Here is a 16,997-nt window from a genome sequence, read left to right on the forward strand (position 1 = left end):
ACCACAGCTCTCGCTGCCTATATATCTCTATATTATGTAAGCTGGGGATACTTATTTATACTAAGCTGACAGTATCAGCGCCATAATTGCGGCAATCACCCCATAAAGCATCATAGGTAAGACTGTCTTTTTGAGGATATCCCCCTCAGATTTAGAGATCCCCAAGATGGTACAAACCGCGATAATATTATTCAGGCACACCATGTTACCCATCGCGCCACCGACCGATTGCAATGCCAGTGTTAGATTGATATTCAACCCTAACGACTGCGCAATAGATTGCTGAATACCACCAAAGGTTAGATTCGATACAGTATTCGAACCCGAGAAAAAGGTCCCTAACGCCCCTAAATAGGAAGAGAACAATAACCAGCTATGCCCGGTAACCCCAGCTAAAGAGCTACCAATAATTATTACCGGAGACAAATTTCCACCCTGCATCATTAAGTTGACCATAATGAGTGCACCAAATAGGGCTATGAATGGTTTTTTAATTTGATTAGCGGTTTGGCTAAACATCTCGCTGATTTGCTGTCTATTCAATCTAAATAAGCCGATTGAAAAGAACACCACCACGAAAAATGGCAGCAAAGCTGGCACATATAAAGTTTTATAATTGGCAGAAGCACCGGTATCAAATACATTACTCAGCTCGAAAATTAACGCCTTACTAATAGTAACATTGCCGAGGAAACCTAAATTGAACTGCCACATCACTGCGGTGCTATTTAATAAATCTTTGATACCTAATTGATGGATACGAGTGATTATCAAAATAACAATTAGTAACAATGTTGGAGTCATTGCTTTAATTATTTTAGCGAAAGGAATATCTTGTTTCTGATGCTTACGTTCACATTTTTTTAACCCAATTCCCATTCTAGCAATTAATACCGACAACATTAAACCAATCGCACCACCGACTAAGGCTGGGAATTCATAATTTATTTGTGCCAGTAAAAAATAAGGTAAGCTGCAACTCACCACACTCAACAAAATATAAACAATATTCTGTTTAATCTGTTGTGTACTAACAATAAAACGTAATGCCACTAACGGAATAATAAAACCGGCAACGAAATGGATCAGCGCGGTATAATGACTAATCGCAAAAATACTGTCATCACTTAATCCTAACATGGCAAAACCAAACCATGTCGGAGTGCCAACCGCACCAAATGAAACCGGCACGGAGTTCATTATTAAGGTCAATAATACCACCCGTATGGGTGGGAATCCAATACCGACTAAAATAGGGGCAGCGATAGCAGCAGGCGTACCAAAACCACTCGCACCTTCAATAGTAAAAGCAAACGCCCAGCCGATAATCATTATTTGCGCCACAGGATTTGGGCTGATATTTTCTAGCCAAGCTCGTAGTGTGTTTTCGGCACCACTAATTTGCATTAATTTATTAAGTAATATTGCCCCTGCTATAATAGAAATCGGGGTTAATACAGCAATAAACGCAGTAATAATATTGGCATTTAATAATACATAGTCATTTTTAAACCAGATTAATTGAATGCCATAAATCACCAACGCGGTTAAAGGTAAAGCAATATAAGATGGTAAACTGCGACGCTTGGTCATCATCCAGATCAGCATGATAATAGGCGTGACACTTAAAAATAGAGACATAGGTTCCCCTGACATTATTATAGTTTTATGTCATATGAGTTAATGCTTAAGTAACGTTTTTTTAACTTAGTTATTTTAATCACAACCCTATAATTAATTCTATGCTTCATTTATTTAACATTTGGATTGTGGGGTTAAAATATCGTATTTAACTTAAACATGGGAGCTGGGGAGATAAATAAATATGTTTTAAAACAATAGATTAAATATTTTATTTATATGACAAAAGCCTAATGTCACATTAATTAAGCGATAAAAATCAAAACATCATGTCTAAAAACGGGGTAATAAAAAATAGATTATAATAAGCTAGCGAGTTTGCTCGCTATTTTCTATATGGCATAGATTGATTAATTGCAAAATAGATAAACTGCCACAACATTTCGGTAGCAGTATTATGATTAACCAAAGTAAGGTTTTATATTTTGATAAGATTCGGTTATATGCTCAATTAATAAGCGTATTTTTAGTGGTAAATTACGAGTGTAGGGATAAACCGCATACACGCCTAATTTTTTCCCCCCATATCCTTTAAGTATTTCGACTAAACTGCCGTCTTCTAAATCTTCGTGCACCATACAACGCGGTACCATTGCGATACCATGTCCACTCAAAATAGCTTTGCGTATACCGCGAGCATTATTCACCGCTAAACTGCCATTAACTTGCAATTCATACACATCATCACTGTCAGGATGTTTAATTAACCAATTATCCGTTCCGCCTTGCTGATAGGTATAAGTTAAACAATTATGTTGCAATAAATCGTCGGGAACTTTAGGTTCTGAGTGAGTGGCTAAATAGACTGGCGAGCTAATAATAACCCAATGCGAATCAATAATATGCCGAGCAATTAAACTGGAGTCATGCATTAATCCGGTTCTAATGGCTAAATCAATACCTTCATTAACCAGATCAACAAATCTATTTTCTAACCGCATCTCGACTTTTACTTTAGGGTATTTTTGGCAAAACTCTGCCACGCTTTCACTTAAAATAAGCTCCCCTGAAATAGTTGGAACCGACATATGAATAAGCCCGGTTAGCTCGTCACTGGTTTCACTAACCGTTTGCAATGCTTGTTGCGTTTGTTCGCTAATTAACTTGGCATGGCGATATAATAAACGTCCATTTTCGGTGACTGATAAACTGCGCGTGGTGCGATACAGTAAACGCGCGCCCAAATCTTTCTCTAATCTACTAATTCGCTTACTTAGTACGGAACTACTAATACCCGCACTTTCCGCTGCTTTACTAAAAGATCCACAATCAACAATTAACGAAAATAGAATTAGATCGTTCGCATAATCATGTGTCGATATCATAAATAATCCCTAATAAACTGATCCAATTTTCAGTCAACTATCAAAATTATACCTCTTTCGCTATTCAAAGGGCATTATCGTTACTCTTGTGACAATAAATCTAGTGGGAGAGTTAAATATTATGATAAAAAACACATAATCTATGGCCAAAAATCACTGGTCTTTGATCAATCTCAGCCCATGCGAGCCCATTATTATTTATACTAGCTTCACGCTATTAAATAGGATAAATAACCGCTATGTCAGACTCACGCGACGCCAATTATTATCGAGCTTTACTGTCTCATCGTAGTGTCAGCCGTCGGGGTTTACTGCGTGGATTATTTGGTGCGGGCAAAAAAATCCAACAACAAATCGATGAGAGTGTGATAAAACGTAGTGATGGTCGCCCTCCCCAAGCTGTCGCTGAAGCGCTATTTATGCATTTATGTAGCGGGTGTGGCGACTGTGTTACCGCCTGTCCTTATGGCATTATTTCCCTACAAAATAATCGCCCGGTACTGAATATTGATTTTAGTGCCTGTGATACGGGCAGTTGTCTAAAATGTACAGAAGCTTGTGCTACTGGCGCCTTAAATTTTGATATTGTCGCAGATACTAGTTTTAACCCTATAATATCAAGTAGTTGCTTTGGTCGACGTGATGCTAGCTGCCGCATGTGTAGCTATAGCTGTCCATCTGAAGCTTTAACATTTGATCCTCTCAATCAACCTATAATAGATGAAACAAATTGTGATGGTTGTGGCCAATGTAAAACTGCCTGCTATCACGGCTATATTAGTCTCGAGCCAGGAATACCTAGATTAACCAATTAAAAATTTTGTTTAAATAACCGTAATTAACTAATATATTATTTTTATCTTTTATTAAACATTTAAATAAAAATAATTATTTACTTAGTAAATATTATTTTTATTAGTGAATATTTACATTAATTACTATTTATATAGATTAATTCTTTTTACGAAATATATTTTATTTTTATAAAAATGATGTAGACCTGTATTTACTCATAATGTGAGCTACCAGACAAATTGCACATTGCCTTATTTATTGAATAACTTCTGTTGATTTTGATCAATAAGTCACTCACCCTCTGATAGGTATGATGAGCCTATCAAAAAGCAAAAACACCCTCTATGCCACCCCTGTATTTGCATCCCTTATGCTATATATCAAGGAGCAGAGAGTAAATCGTATTATTCTTGATTAATTCAGTTTCACTAAATATTGTCTTAGTTAATACAGTCTTACTTAAAATAATTAGCTATAAATTTGTATTAATAGAGATATATACAACATAATAAATTTTTACCCATGTTTATTATAATTTAGCAAACAATTGTTCATTAAAAATAATTATTCATTAATTTGTAACCTACTTAGTTTAACGAGGCAATCATGAAATATAAAATAAATGCCTTGATTGATTATGATCCCGCTGATGGCTCGCTAACATTAAACGATGGCCAGCCCGAAATACGATTAACCATCACAGCAAATTCATTACTGTATTTTTTTATCCAACATCCAGGGATTATTACTCGAGATGAGGTACTTAAGAAAGTTTGGGATGATAATGGATTAGTTTCATCAAACAGTAACCTTAATCAATATTTGAGTTTATTACGTAAAACATTTCGTCATTACGGTATTGATAATATTATTGTTACTATTCCTAAAGGTAAATTAGAATTAAACCCAGACGTTAAATTTGAGCTGATCAATGAGACTACTTTACTCTCAAACACGAATGAATCAACAGAATACCCAGAAAGTAACCAGCCAATACTGCATCAAGATTTGGTACAAGTAGCCGAGAATAGCGCCGATATTCCTTCAGATATTGAGCATATTTCTGACATATCCAATACCCTAAAATCATCGGTAAAACCTGATATTTGCTGGTATCTAGCCAGTGCTGTCTTTCTGGCCTGTACCGCTTTATTAACCCTACTGGTCGTATTTTCTCAACCAGAAATAAAACCTATCCCTCTGTTATCATTAATAGAAAAAAATTGTGAATTGTCATCTACCGAGGAAATGATTAACTCCGTAGTTAAAGAAAACTACACCAATAATTTTAATGCCGTCAAAGATAATTTGGCGATTAAATGTGGAACCGATGAGCGCTTTATCTTTTTCTATGGTGACAAATTACAAACTAACGGGTTAGGCCGGGTTTTCTTGGCTCACTGTGCCAAGCATGAGGATAATCCCTTTAGTTATTGTGATAACTATTTTTATTACTCTTGGAAATATCAATGAAAATAACAGGCAAAACACTCTGTGTTCTATCCATAATTATTTTTATCATCGTGACAATCCCCTGTGTGATGGCATTATTAGAGCGTAATGATGGCGGTATTATGAACTGCTCGACTAAAGCGATTATGCGGTTTGAAAATATGGACAATGAGAATGTAAATGGCAATATTCATTTTAGTTTTGCCAAAAATGGTCAAGGATCAATTGTGGTCGAAGGCTATACAGATTCAGCTGCTGGTTGGTTATATCTTCAGCGCTATGTAAAATTGAATTATACCTCACGCCGTGTTTCACCGACTATTCGCCAATATCATATTAGCCAATGGGAATCTAGCGCGTCCTCTATTGATGAATCGCCCAATGTTATTTTTGATTATTTTATGCGAGAAATGTCAGATAGCCACGATGGGCTGTTTCTTAATGCTCAGCTATTAAATGATAAAACATTGCTATTAAGCTCCTTAAACTCACCGCTGTTTATTTGTACTTTAAAACCGGGCAGCAAATTTAATTAATCGCTCTAGAGCTAGTTCTAATTATGGTTAATAAACTCATTGCTGTTTGAGCTAGCTATCTGCCAGCCTAATAATATTCCTTCTCAATATCAGCCTTTCAACCTTACCTTATCAATATAGCTTCATCACAAAGATGCTACCAATTATATGCCCTCACGGTTATAGGCAGCTGATCCACCGTTCAACTCTCATTATTTATAAGCCATTATTCATCATCAATCAGTGAGTCCCGATTATTACGCTGATTCTTTTCAAGACCAACAAGTGATCTATCTCTCAAAATTTATTATTGATGATTTTCTTATTTTTTAAGCCATTTATTTCCGGCTAAAAAAGGCCAAAAACAGTGAGCCATCGCACACTCTGTCCTCTGCCCTGAACCTATCTGTTTGCATATTTTTAGCAGCTTGTTAACACATTTGCTGGCGTTAATTTTAACGATAAAAACAGCTAATCCAATAAAATATCAACGTATAAAAAAAACCAAAAAATAAGATCAAATAAATAAAAAATATCAAATTAAGATTTATTTTAAAGATTTTTTATCTAAATAATTGATTCTTACGAATTTATATTTTGTTTTATTTTTGCCGGACTATAGTGGCTATGGAACGTAAATCTGCCATCACGTAAATGAATCAACCCAACCGTGATTAGGCAGAAAAAGAAAGAGAGACAGCTATAAAAACAACTGTGAAAACCGACTCCTCGGAGGAAATAAAAATGGGTGATGCATTAGGTCTGATAGAAACCAAAGGTCTGGTGGCCTGTATTGAAGCTGCCGATGCCATGTGTAAAGCCGCCAATGTCGAGCTTATCGGCTATGAAAATGTCGGCTCTGGTTTAGTCACCGCTATGGTGAAAGGCGATGTTGGCGCAGTAAAAGCAGCGGTGGATTCCGGTGTTGAATCTGCTCAGCGCGTTGGTGAAGTTGTCACTTCTCTGGTGATTGCTCGTCCTCATAACGATATCAACAAAATTGTTATTAAACATAAAGCGTAATCGCTTTGGAGAAATCAACGATGGGTGATGCATTAGGATTGATTGAAACTCAAGGTTTAGTGGCTTGTATTGAAGCCGCTGATGCCATGTGTAAAGCCGCCAATGTTGAACTGATTGGTTATGAAAATGTGGGTTCTGGTTTAGTCACCGCTATGGTGAAAGGTGATGTTGGCGCAGTCAAAGCGGCGGTTGATTCAGGTATCGAATCAGCTCAACGCGTCGGTACTGTGGTGACTTCATTGGTGATCCCTCGCCCTCACAATGATATTCAAAAAATCATTGCTCAGTACAAAGTCATTGACTAATAAGGAATTACCTATGAAAGAAGCACTCGGTCTAGTCGAAACTAAAGGTCTCGTTGCCTGTATCGAAGCCGCTGATGCCATGTGCAAAGCTGCCAATGTTGAATTGATTGGTTATGAAAACGTCGGCTCGGGTTTGGTTACTGCCATGGTCAAAGGCGACGTAGGTGCAGTCAATGCTGCCGTAGAGTCTGGCGTTCAAGCTGCACAGCGCATTGGCACCGTGGTGAGTTCGCGCGTTATTGCCAGACCTCATAATGATATTGAGAAAATCGCTGCGCAGCACAAAGCCTAAATATTTGGCTTAAATACTTAGGTTAAATAAATAAAAACAATAAGTTATTCAGCTAAAAACTTTTAACTCCCGCCCGGAGGAAGACCATGGTTGTATTAGATAAGGATTTGCAATCCAGACAGCTTGCCCGTGATTTGGTACGTAATGCCAAAGCCGCACAAGCTATCTTTGCCAAATTCTCACAACAGAAAATCGACAGTGTGGTTAAACACATTGCCATGGAGTCAGCGAAGCACGCAGAAGAATTAGCCAAATTAGCGAATCAAGAAACGGGATTCGGTAACTGGCAAGATAAAGTGCTCAAAAATATTTTTGCCTCAGTGCGTGTTTATGAGCATATCAAAGATATTAAAACTGTCGGTATTATCCGCGATGACCAAATCAACAAAGTGATGGATGTTGGTGTCCCACTCGGCGTAATTACTGCACTGGTTCCTTCGACGAATCCGACCTCCACCATTATTTATAAAACACTGATTGCGTTGAAAGCCGGGAATGCGATTATTTTTTCACCGCATCCCAATGCTAGAAAATGCAGTCAACGTGCGCTAGAAATCGTTAAACGCGCCGCCGAAGAAGCCGGTGCGCCAGCAGGGATCGTTGATGCTGTCACACTATTAACCTTAGACGCCACTAAAGAATTGATGCACAGCAAAGATGTTTCGCTGATCCTAGCTACCGGCGGCGAAGGTATGGTACGTGCCGCCTATGCTTCAGGAACTCCGACTATCAGTGGTGGCCCCGGCAATGGTCCGGCATTTATTGAACGCAGCGCCAATATCCCTCAAGCGGTAAATGACATTATTACCAGTAAAACGTTTGATAACGGTGTAATTTGCGCCTCAGAGCAATCAATCATTGTCGAACGTTGCATTCAAGATGAAGTCCAGCGCGAATTACTGGCGCAAGGGGCTTACTTCATGAATGAAGAAGAAGCCGCCAAAATCGCCGCACTACTGCTGCGCCCTAACGGCACGATTAATCCTGAAGTGGTCGGTAAAACCGCTGTTCATCTTAGCCAAATTGCAGGATTTTCAGTACCGGCGACCACACGCGTATTAATCGCTATCCAAACTACGGTATCGCATAAAAACCCTTATTCGCGCGAAAAACTGTGTCCTATTTTAGGGATGTATATCGAAGAAGATTGGCAAGCGGCTTGTGCGCGAGTGGTTGAACTACTGACCAATGAAGGCCTTGGTCACACATTAGTTATTCACACACAAAATCAAGATGTTATCCGAGAGTTTTCCCTAGAAAAACCAGTTAACCGTATGTTAGTTAATACCCCTGCGGCCTTAGGTGGTATTGGTGCAACCACTAATATTTCTCCTGCCCTAACCTTAGGTTGTGGCGCTGTGGGTGGCGGTTCAAGTTCTGATAATGTCGGCCCGATGAATTTACTTAATATTCGTAAAATCGGCTATGGCGTACGTTCAATTGATGAGCTAAGACACCCTAGCCAAGCCGCACAAGTACCGGTTTGTCAGGCACATCAAACTCACCAGCCACAAACCAGCATCTTTGATGATACTCGCTTCAATAATTATGCACTCACGCCAGTTCATGCTGAAAATACAGCTGCGGATCTGTACGCGCAGGGTGATAACCGTTTTGCAGCATCGGCCACCAGCACCACGGCTCCAGCAGCTTCTCAACGTCAGATTACAGAAGAGAATGTCGAACGCATCATTAAAGAAGTTCTTGGGCGTCTTACTCAGTAATTTTTACTGCGTAGCGTGTTTATCAATTTCTTAAACCATAGGCGACATAACCATGATCTTGGCAAAAGTGGTCGGCCATGTAATAGCAACACAAAAATGCGATGCACTGAAAGGCAGTAACTTGCTGATCCTCAACGCGCTGGGGGACGATCTTACTCCATTAAAAGACCGTACCTATGTGGCTGTTGACTGCGTTGGTGCCGGACAAGATGACATCGTACTGGCTGAAAAATACTTGGCGCTCAATAAAGAGAGTTACAAGGCCATGTCTATTGTCGCCATTGTTGAGAAAGTTTACCGGGATGTTAAGGGATCAAAAACCCATGAGTGAATTTCTGATAAAACCCAAAGTTTATTTCGGCACTGATGCATTGCAGAGCCTAAATACACTCAATGCCCGCCGCGTATTTGTCGTCACGGATCAAGCGATGGTGAAGTTTGGCTTCGCCGAGCAAGTACTTAATTTGCTAGAAAAAAAGGGTATCGAATATCAAGTTTATGCTGATGTCGCATCAGATCCTGATATTTCAGCCATCGTCAATGGCATGAAAGTAATGGATAGCCATTATCCAGATGCGGTAGTGGCCCTTGGGGGAGGTTCAGTCATTGATGCCGCTAAAGCCGTCATGTTCTCCCTTTGGCATACCCGTAAGGACCCATCGCGTCAAAAACCGTGCTTTGTTGCCATCCCGACGACCAGCGGAACCGGATCTGAAGTCACCTCTTTTTCTGTGATTAAAGCTAAATCTGAAAAATGGGTGCTGGTTGATGAATTTATGCTACCCGATATCGCTATTCTTGACCCGGCATTAGTCAAATCGGTCCCCCCAAGTATCACCGCAGATACGGGAATGGATGTGCTATGCCATGCACTAGAAGCCTATGTTTCACGTCAAGCCACCGATTTTACCGATGGATTAGCCGAGAAAGCGGTCAAATTAGTTTTCAGCCATCTCTACGATTGCTGGCGCAAAGGTGACAATCTGTTGGCTCGAGAAAAAATGCATAACGCCTCATGTATCGCGGGCATGGCATTTACCAATGCCTCCCTAGGGATAACTCACAGTTTAGCCCACGCATTAGGTGGTGTATTTAGAGTCCCACATGGTCGTGCCAATACCCTACTTATGACCCACGTAATTGCTTTTAATGCTGATTTTCACGGCAACTGCGATAACGCGATTGCTAAACGCTATGCCGCATTAGCTAAATCACTTGATTTACCTTGCAACACAACACGCGAAGGCGTGCACAGCCTGATAGTCGCCATCGATGTGCTCAAAGAGGAAATGGCTATGCCGGCCAGTATTGCGGATAGCGGTGTGAGCGAAACCGACTTTAACTTACGACTGACTGAAATGGTCAATCAAGCGTTACGGGATAGCTGTACTCCCACCAATCCACGCCATGTCAGAGCACATGACTTGGAAACGCTTTATCGACAGGCATTTTCCGGGGTATCTCACGCTTAATGCCCACGGCGGTTAATAGCACCTACAACTTAAAAATAACGGGCTACTGCCTTGGGGCAGTCAAAGAAGAATATCAGGAGAGCCAATATGGCCAAATACTCTTTAACGCCACGCGTGAAAATGCTGGCAGAACGTTTAGTATCACGTAACAGTTCAATCAGTACCGAACGTGCGAACATTCTCAGTGCCTTCAATGGCGAGATTGCCGGTGTTCCACAGGCTATCAAACCTGCACAACGTTTTTATGAATTAATCAAAAATTTACCGCCTTTTATTGCCCAAGACGAATTGATTATCGGCAGTCAGTCATCCACCCCTCGTGCCGCTATTTTTCATACTGAAGATGAGCTAAAAAGCCCTTCTATCTTTAACTTCCTGGCGGGCGATAATGCCACACCGTCGCCAGACTATATGGCGGTGATCAGCCAAGGCTACGGTGCGATTAAATATCAATTAGAAAACCGTGTCCGCAATATTGGCAGTGCAGTGAATCGTAGCAGTATGGACGAAGCTAATTTGGGTCGCGCGGCAATTTATGCCTGCGATGCCGCCAGCTATTTTGCTCAATCTTTAGCACGCCAAGCTGAAAACCAAGCTAACGCAGAAAGCAATCCATACCGCAAAGCAGAATTACACGATAGCGCGGTGGTATTAGCTAAAATCGCCACAGGCCCAGCAGAAAACTTCAAACAAGCCTGCCAAGCCTTTTACCTGTTCCAATTGATTCTGCACCTCGAAAATGGCAGCTATGCGGTCAATCCTGTCGGCTTTGATAAGGCACTTTATCCTTATTATCAACGTGATATCGATGCAGGCCACTTAACACCCACCCAAGCGTATGAATGGATTGAAAATCTGTGGTTAAAACTGGCAGAGCTTTCTGAAGTGCGTACCACTAAACTGATCGACGGCTATCCGATGTTTGATGCCATGCTCCATGGCGCACACTTGCATGATCCACGTGTTTGCATCAATCCATTGTCTGAAATGCTGTTATCTGCCCAACAAAATTTGGCGATGATCCCCGGCTTACCGCAAGTACGCTTGTACAATGGACACGCTTCTGCTCAGCCTCAATATTCAGCCGCCAACGCACCTTATATTGCCCCCGCACAGACCCCCGATAGCCAACCTTTCAACGTCATGGAAGGGCTAACACCAAGAATGCAGCGCCTGCGTAACAATTATTTAGAAGCGCGCCCAAGTGTTTCTATTTATCGCGCCATAACCTTCACCGAAGTCGTACGTGATAATCCAGGATTACCGGCTATTTTGCTGCGCGCAAAAGCCTTCCGTAAAGCCTGCGAAACGGCACCTATTTTAATTCAAGATGAAGAGCTAATTGTCGGTCATCCATGTGGTAAAGCACGTGCCGGCGCATTCTCGCCAGATATCGCCTGGCGCTGGGTGCGAGACGAATTAGACACCATGAGCACCCGCCCACAAGATCCTTTTATCATTTCAGAAGAAGATAAAAAAGTGATCCGCGAAGAGATCGTCCCGTTCTGGGAAGGTCGTTCTCTGGACGAAATCTGTGAAGCGCAATACCGTGAAGCCGGCGTATGGGCGTTCAGCGGCGAAACCTTTGTCAGCGACTTGTCTTATCACCAAATCAATGGTGGCGGCGATACGTGTCCGGGCTATGACGTGTTGTTATTCACCAAAGGGATGAATGGCATTAAAGCCGAGGCCCATCAAAAATTATCTGAACTCAGCATGGAAAACCCTGAGGATATCGACCGTATTTACTTCTACAAAGCGGCGATTGAAACCTGTGAAGGCGTAGTGGCTTATGCCCACCGCATCGCAGCGCATGCCCGTGAATTAGCCGCAAAAGAAAATGATCCAGTTCGCCGCGCAGAATTATTAACTATTGCCGAAGTTAACCAAAATGTGCCGGCTAATCCACCAAAAACACTGCAAGAAGCTTTGCAAAGCGTCTGGACAGTAGAATCTCTATTTGAAGTTGAAGAAAACCAAACAGGGCTGTCACTTGGTCGCCTCGACCAATATTGCTACCCGATGTATCGCGCCGATATTGATTCAGGCCGCATCACGGAACAGCAAGCGCAAGAAATGATGCAAGCATTCATTCTGAAATGTGCGGAATTAATGTGGATGTCCAGTGAGTTAGGTGCAAAATATTTTGCAGGTTATCAACCTTTTATCAACCTGACTATCGGTGGACAAAAACGGACAGGCGGCGATGCTTGTAACGATTTGACCTACCTCATTATGGACGCTGTACGTTTTATCAAAGTATATCAGCCTTCTTTGGCGTGCCGTATTCATAACCAATCACCACAAAAATATATGGAAAAAATTGTCGATGTGGTGAAAGCCGGTATGGGTTTTCCTGCCTGTCACTTTGATGATTCACATATCAAAATGATGCTGCGTAAAGGCTTTGATTTTGAAGATGCGCGTGACTATTGCTTGATGGGATGTGTTGAACCGCAAAAATCAGGCCGTATTTATCAATGGACATCAACTGGTTATACCCAATGGCCTATCGCTATTGAATTTGTATTAAATCGAGGTCGCATGGTGTTATTTGATAGCTATCAAGGGCTGGATACCGGGGATTTAACTTCTCTGAAAACCTTTGCTGACTTTGATAATGCGGTCAAACAACAGATTGCTCATATTATTCGTCTTTCGGCTATCGGAACGGTGATCAGCCAGCGTGTTCATCGTGATGTCGCGCCTAAGCCATTGATGTCTCTGATGGTTGAAGGCTGTATGGAACAAGGTAAAGATGTCGCTGCCGGCGGGGCAATGATTAACCATGGCCCTGGGCTCATTTTCTCTGGTTTGGCTACCTATGTCGATTCCATGGCGGCGATTCGTAAGCTGGTTTACGAAGATAAAAAATACACTTTAGAGCAAATTCGCGACGGTCTATTAGCCAACTTCGAAGGCTATGAAGAGCTACGCAGAGACTGCCTGAACACCCCGAAATTCGGTAACGATGATAACTATGCCGATGATTTTGCTCTGGATATTACCGAGTGGACAGAAAAAGAATGCCGTAAATACAAAATGCTCTATTCCACCTTGAGCCACGGAACTTTGTCTATCTCCAATAATACCCCGATTGGTGAATTAACCGCAGCAACACCGAACGGTCGTCTGGCTTGGATGCCGCTGTCTGATGGTATCAGCCCAACCCAAGGTGCGGATAAACAAGGTCCAACTGCGGTGATTAAATCGGTCAGTAAAATGAACGTTGAAACCATGAATATCGGCATGGTGCATAACTTCAAATTCCTCAAAGGGTTACTCGATACGCCTGAAGGCCGCAACGGATTAATTACCCTGCTAAGAACCGCATCAATCTTAGGTAATGGTCAAATGCAGTTCAGCTATGTCGATAACGAAGTGCTGAAAAAAGCTCAAGCAGAGCCAGAAAAATACCGCGACTTGATTGTTCGAGTTGCCGGTTATAGCGCCTACTTTGTTGAATTATGCAAAGAAGTTCAGGATGAAATCATCAGCCGTACCGTGATTGAAAAATTCTAACCATCCACAAGGGGCAAGCTATTCGCCCCTATTCTCGCCATTATTATCGCGAGGTTGTACAGGCAAGGATGCCTGATATCGATTAAGGAGAGCTAAAATGGAAGCAGCGCAGGAAACCCAAGGCCGAATATTCAATATCCAGAAATATTCTATTTATGATGGAGATGGAATACGCACCCTGATTTTTTTAAAAGGCTGCAATATTCGTTGCCCATGGTGTGCTAATCCTGAAGGCCTGAGCAGCGATTTCCAAGTGATGTTTTCGCACGACAAATGTGTCAATTGTGGCAAATGTGTCGATGTCTGCCCCGCCGGTGTTCACTACACTACTCTTAACGGCCAAGGTGAAAAAATTCACCAAATCGATCGCGCTGTAGATTGTATTGGCTGCCGTAAATGCGAAGAGGTGTGTATCTCTGGCGCACTCGACATCATGGGCAAAGATATGACCGTCAGCCAACTGATGGACGTCATTATGCAAGATTATGATTTCTATATTTCTTCAGGGGGTGGCGTCACTATCGGTGGCGGAGAAATGAGCTTACAGACTGATTTCGCTGTTGAATTATTTAAAGCCTGTAAAAGCATGATGATCAATACCGCGGTTGAAACCCAAGGGACGACAAATCCAGAAAATTATAAAAAACTCGCCGCCGTCACCGATCTGTTTTTATATGACATCAAACACATCGATAGCCAACAGCATAAACAGTTGTTTGGTATCGGCAATGAAAACGTTCTAAAAAATCTCGACTATTTGGTCAATGCCGGTGCGAATATTGTCGTCCGTATGCCATTGATCCGCGGTTATAACGACTCATATGACGCCATCACTGGGGCATTCGAGCATGTCATTAAGCTGGCGAAAAAAGGCAATATTAAACGTATCGAAGTGCTTCCTTATCATCAGCTTGGTCGCACCAAATATGAAAAGCTCGATATGATTTATCCGATTAAACAAGACTTGAGCTACAGCGATGAAGAATTAGAACAACTAGAACATTTCTTCAAAAATTATGATTTCGATATCCGTCTAATCCGTCACTAAATAGGAGTGAATAATGAATAGCTTGGGCGTCATTGAAACCCGTGGACTCACCGCCGCCATCCATGCCGCAGATGCCGCGTGTAAAGCAGCCAGCGTAGAAATTATAGGCTATCGTAAAATAGGTTCCGGGCTAGTTTCCATCTGTTTTCAAGGAGAAATCAGCGCAGTACGCACCGCCATCGATAGCGGAATTGCCGTGGTTAGCCCGGCGGAATTAGTGGTCGGTAGCTTAGTTATCGCTCGCCCTGAAAGCCACGTGATCCAGCATCTTAACCTGACCAATCAGCATCAATTTTTTGCTCAGCCTGCGTCTCAATCGACGCTCAGTACTGAAAAAAATCCCACGCCTCCAGCACCCGCTGAATTATTTGAATCGGCAGAAATAGCTGAAGTGAAGCCAATAGAGCCTGAACTAATTAAACCCGATCAGCGAGGCAAAGCTGAAGTTCGTAAAGGTAAAAAACAATGATTAATCAATTGCTAATGAGCAAAATTAACGCGCGTTTACCTTTACAACATAACGTTAATATTGCGCAAGGGAAAATCGCCATTCCGGTCGGGATCTCTAATCGACATGTGCATCTTTCACGCCAAGATATTGATGTTCTGTTTGGTCAAGGCTATCAATTAACCCCGCTGAAAGAGCTAAAACAACCGGGACAATATGCTGCAAAAGAGTGTGTTTTAGTCGTGGGCTCTAAAGGTTCTCTGAGCAAAGTTCGAGTGCTGGGGCCCGAGCGTTCAACAAGCCAATTAGAAATTTCAAAAGCAGATTGCTACGCGCTCGGAGTTAAAGCGCCGATACGAGGCTCTGGCGATCTTGCGGGATCTGGCGATGCATTATTAGTCGGTCCTGCGGGGCATACTCATCTCACCTCGCAAGTTATTTGTGCGCAGCGTCATATTCATATGAGCACACTGGATGCACGTTCACTTAATGTCACTGACGGTCAAATCGTGCAGGTAAAAAATGAGGGGCTACGCAGTCTCGTATTTGATCAAGTCGTTATCCGTGTCAGCCCACACTTTACCTTAGAGTTTCATATTGATACCGATGAGGCAAATGCGGCCGGTTTAAGCAACAACGACAGTGTTTTTATTGTTAGTTAATCAGGTGAGGTGCGATGTGGATAATCAACTGTTTGAACAACTGGTTAATCAAATTATGCAGCGCTTTCAGCCCAAAGTATTGTTGGTACTGACTGCCGCCAGCGGTTACCAACATGAGATTTATCAACGCCTGAAGCAATGCAATCGCTGTCATTTTTCGCTGTATATCGCCGAGAATGCCCGCCATATCCATAGCCTAGAGCAATGGGATCAGTTAGGCGAGGTCATAAATCCTGAACAAGCTACCCTGGCCGCCAACCTTGCTCAGTACCAACATTTATTTATTCCTTTTATGGATTTTTCCACACTGGGGGATTTAGCTAATGGGCTATTTAATCGGCAAGAAACACAAATTATTCATACCGCCTTAATGCAAAATATAAACATCATCGCATTAGCCTATAACTGCTCGCCTACGAGTGAATTAAATACACTCTTAGGTATGAATAAAAATACGGCCCATAACCAACTTATCCAGAAAAATATAGAGCAATTAATCTGCTCAGGTATTGATTTTTGTTCGTTACCTGATGCAGAACACAAATTAACATCTCATCAGACTTATTCTGAGAAACCTTATTTTGATAAATCAGGCTACCCTGACCAAAAATCAGAAATAGCGCCAATAACAGAACAACGTTATATCACATTAAACGATGTCATGAATAATCCTGGAGAATATAACTCAACACGTTCAAAACTCACTGACTCGGCGATAGATTATTTAAAGAATTTAAAAAGCAAATCTTAATACTTGGCATAAATACGGTGGC

General features: G+C 41.6%; 16 protein-coding genes. 14 read left to right on the forward strand and 2 right to left on the reverse strand.

Annotation, left to right across the window (positions count from 1 at the left end):
- Positions 1-60: 60 nt before the first annotated feature.
- On the reverse strand, positions 61-1,641 hold the full coding sequence (locus M992_RS01260) for an L-lactate permease (RefSeq protein WP_053907035.1): 1,581 nt from the start codon (positions 1,639-1,641) through the stop codon (positions 61-63).
- Positions 1,642-2,042: 401 nt separating this feature from the next.
- A complete protein-coding gene (locus M992_RS01265; protein ID WP_053907036.1) occupies positions 2,043-2,966 on the reverse strand; it encodes a LysR family transcriptional regulator in 924 nt (307 codons plus the stop codon).
- Between the two features lie 239 nt (positions 2,967-3,205).
- Between M992_RS01265 and M992_RS01270 the strand changes: the two genes are divergently transcribed.
- From M992_RS01270 to M992_RS01335, 14 genes are all read left to right on the forward strand, one after another.
- The gene (locus tag M992_RS01270; protein ID WP_053907037.1) at positions 3,206-3,781 is read left to right on the forward strand and encodes a 4Fe-4S dicluster domain-containing protein; all 576 of its coding nucleotides are present in this window, start codon (positions 3,206-3,208) and stop codon (positions 3,779-3,781) included.
- A gap of 586 nt (positions 3,782-4,367) precedes the next feature.
- Entirely contained in the window at positions 4,368-5,234 is an 867-nt protein-coding gene (locus M992_RS01275; RefSeq protein WP_053907038.1) for a winged helix-turn-helix domain-containing protein, read from the forward strand.
- Positions 5,231-5,749: a FidL-like protein gene (locus M992_RS01280; protein WP_053907039.1), complete on the forward strand. Its 519-nt coding sequence runs from the start codon at positions 5,231-5,233 to the stop codon at positions 5,747-5,749. Before M992_RS01275 ends, M992_RS01280 begins: the two co-directional genes overlap by 4 nt.
- Before the next feature lie 723 nt (positions 5,750-6,472).
- Positions 6,473-6,751: a BMC domain-containing protein gene (locus tag M992_RS01285; protein WP_004249182.1), complete on the forward strand. Its 279-nt coding sequence runs from the start codon at positions 6,473-6,475 to the stop codon at positions 6,749-6,751.
- 20 nt (positions 6,752-6,771) lie between these two features.
- Entirely contained in the window at positions 6,772-7,056 is a 285-nt protein-coding gene (locus M992_RS01290; RefSeq protein WP_047256001.1) for a BMC domain-containing protein, read from the forward strand.
- A 13-nt stretch (positions 7,057-7,069) separates the two neighbouring features.
- The gene (locus M992_RS01295) at positions 7,070-7,348 is read left to right on the forward strand and encodes a BMC domain-containing protein (RefSeq protein WP_047256000.1); all 279 of its coding nucleotides are present in this window, start codon (positions 7,070-7,072) and stop codon (positions 7,346-7,348) included.
- Between the two features lie 86 nt (positions 7,349-7,434).
- A complete protein-coding gene (locus M992_RS01300; protein WP_053907040.1) occupies positions 7,435-9,072 on the forward strand; it encodes an acetaldehyde dehydrogenase (acetylating) in 1,638 nt (545 codons plus the stop codon).
- Between the two features lie 52 nt (positions 9,073-9,124).
- The gene (locus tag M992_RS01305) at positions 9,125-9,403 is read left to right on the forward strand and encodes a EutN/CcmL family microcompartment protein (protein WP_047255998.1); all 279 of its coding nucleotides are present in this window, start codon (positions 9,125-9,127) and stop codon (positions 9,401-9,403) included.
- Positions 9,396-10,544: a 1-propanol dehydrogenase PduQ gene (locus M992_RS01310; RefSeq protein WP_053907041.1), complete on the forward strand. Its 1,149-nt coding sequence runs from the start codon at positions 9,396-9,398 to the stop codon at positions 10,542-10,544. The genes M992_RS01305 and M992_RS01310 overlap by 8 nt, the downstream gene beginning before the upstream one ends.
- Before the next feature lie 87 nt (positions 10,545-10,631).
- Entirely contained in the window at positions 10,632-14,066 is a 3,435-nt protein-coding gene (gene cutC / locus M992_RS01315) for a choline trimethylamine-lyase (protein WP_053907042.1), read from the forward strand.
- Positions 14,067-14,163: 97 nt separating this feature from the next.
- Positions 14,164-15,114, forward strand: a complete 951-nt coding sequence (cutD, locus tag M992_RS01320; RefSeq protein ID WP_053907043.1) for a choline TMA-lyase-activating enzyme — start codon at positions 14,164-14,166, stop codon at positions 15,112-15,114.
- A gap of 13 nt (positions 15,115-15,127) precedes the next feature.
- Positions 15,128-15,583, forward strand: coding sequence for a BMC domain-containing protein (locus tag M992_RS01325; RefSeq protein WP_053907044.1), 456 nt, complete (start codon positions 15,128-15,130; stop codon positions 15,581-15,583).
- Positions 15,580-16,224, forward strand: a complete 645-nt coding sequence (locus M992_RS01330) for a phosphate propanoyltransferase (RefSeq protein WP_053907045.1) — start codon at positions 15,580-15,582, stop codon at positions 16,222-16,224. Before M992_RS01325 ends, M992_RS01330 begins: the two co-directional genes overlap by 4 nt.
- Positions 16,225-16,240: 16 nt before the next feature.
- Entirely contained in the window at positions 16,241-16,975 is a 735-nt protein-coding gene (locus tag M992_RS01335; protein ID WP_053907046.1) for a hypothetical protein, read from the forward strand.
- Positions 16,976-16,997 lie beyond the last annotated feature (22 nt).

This window comes from Moellerella wisconsensis ATCC 35017, assembly GCF_001294465.1.
Taxonomy (GTDB): domain Bacteria; phylum Pseudomonadota; class Gammaproteobacteria; order Enterobacterales; family Enterobacteriaceae; genus Moellerella; species Moellerella wisconsensis.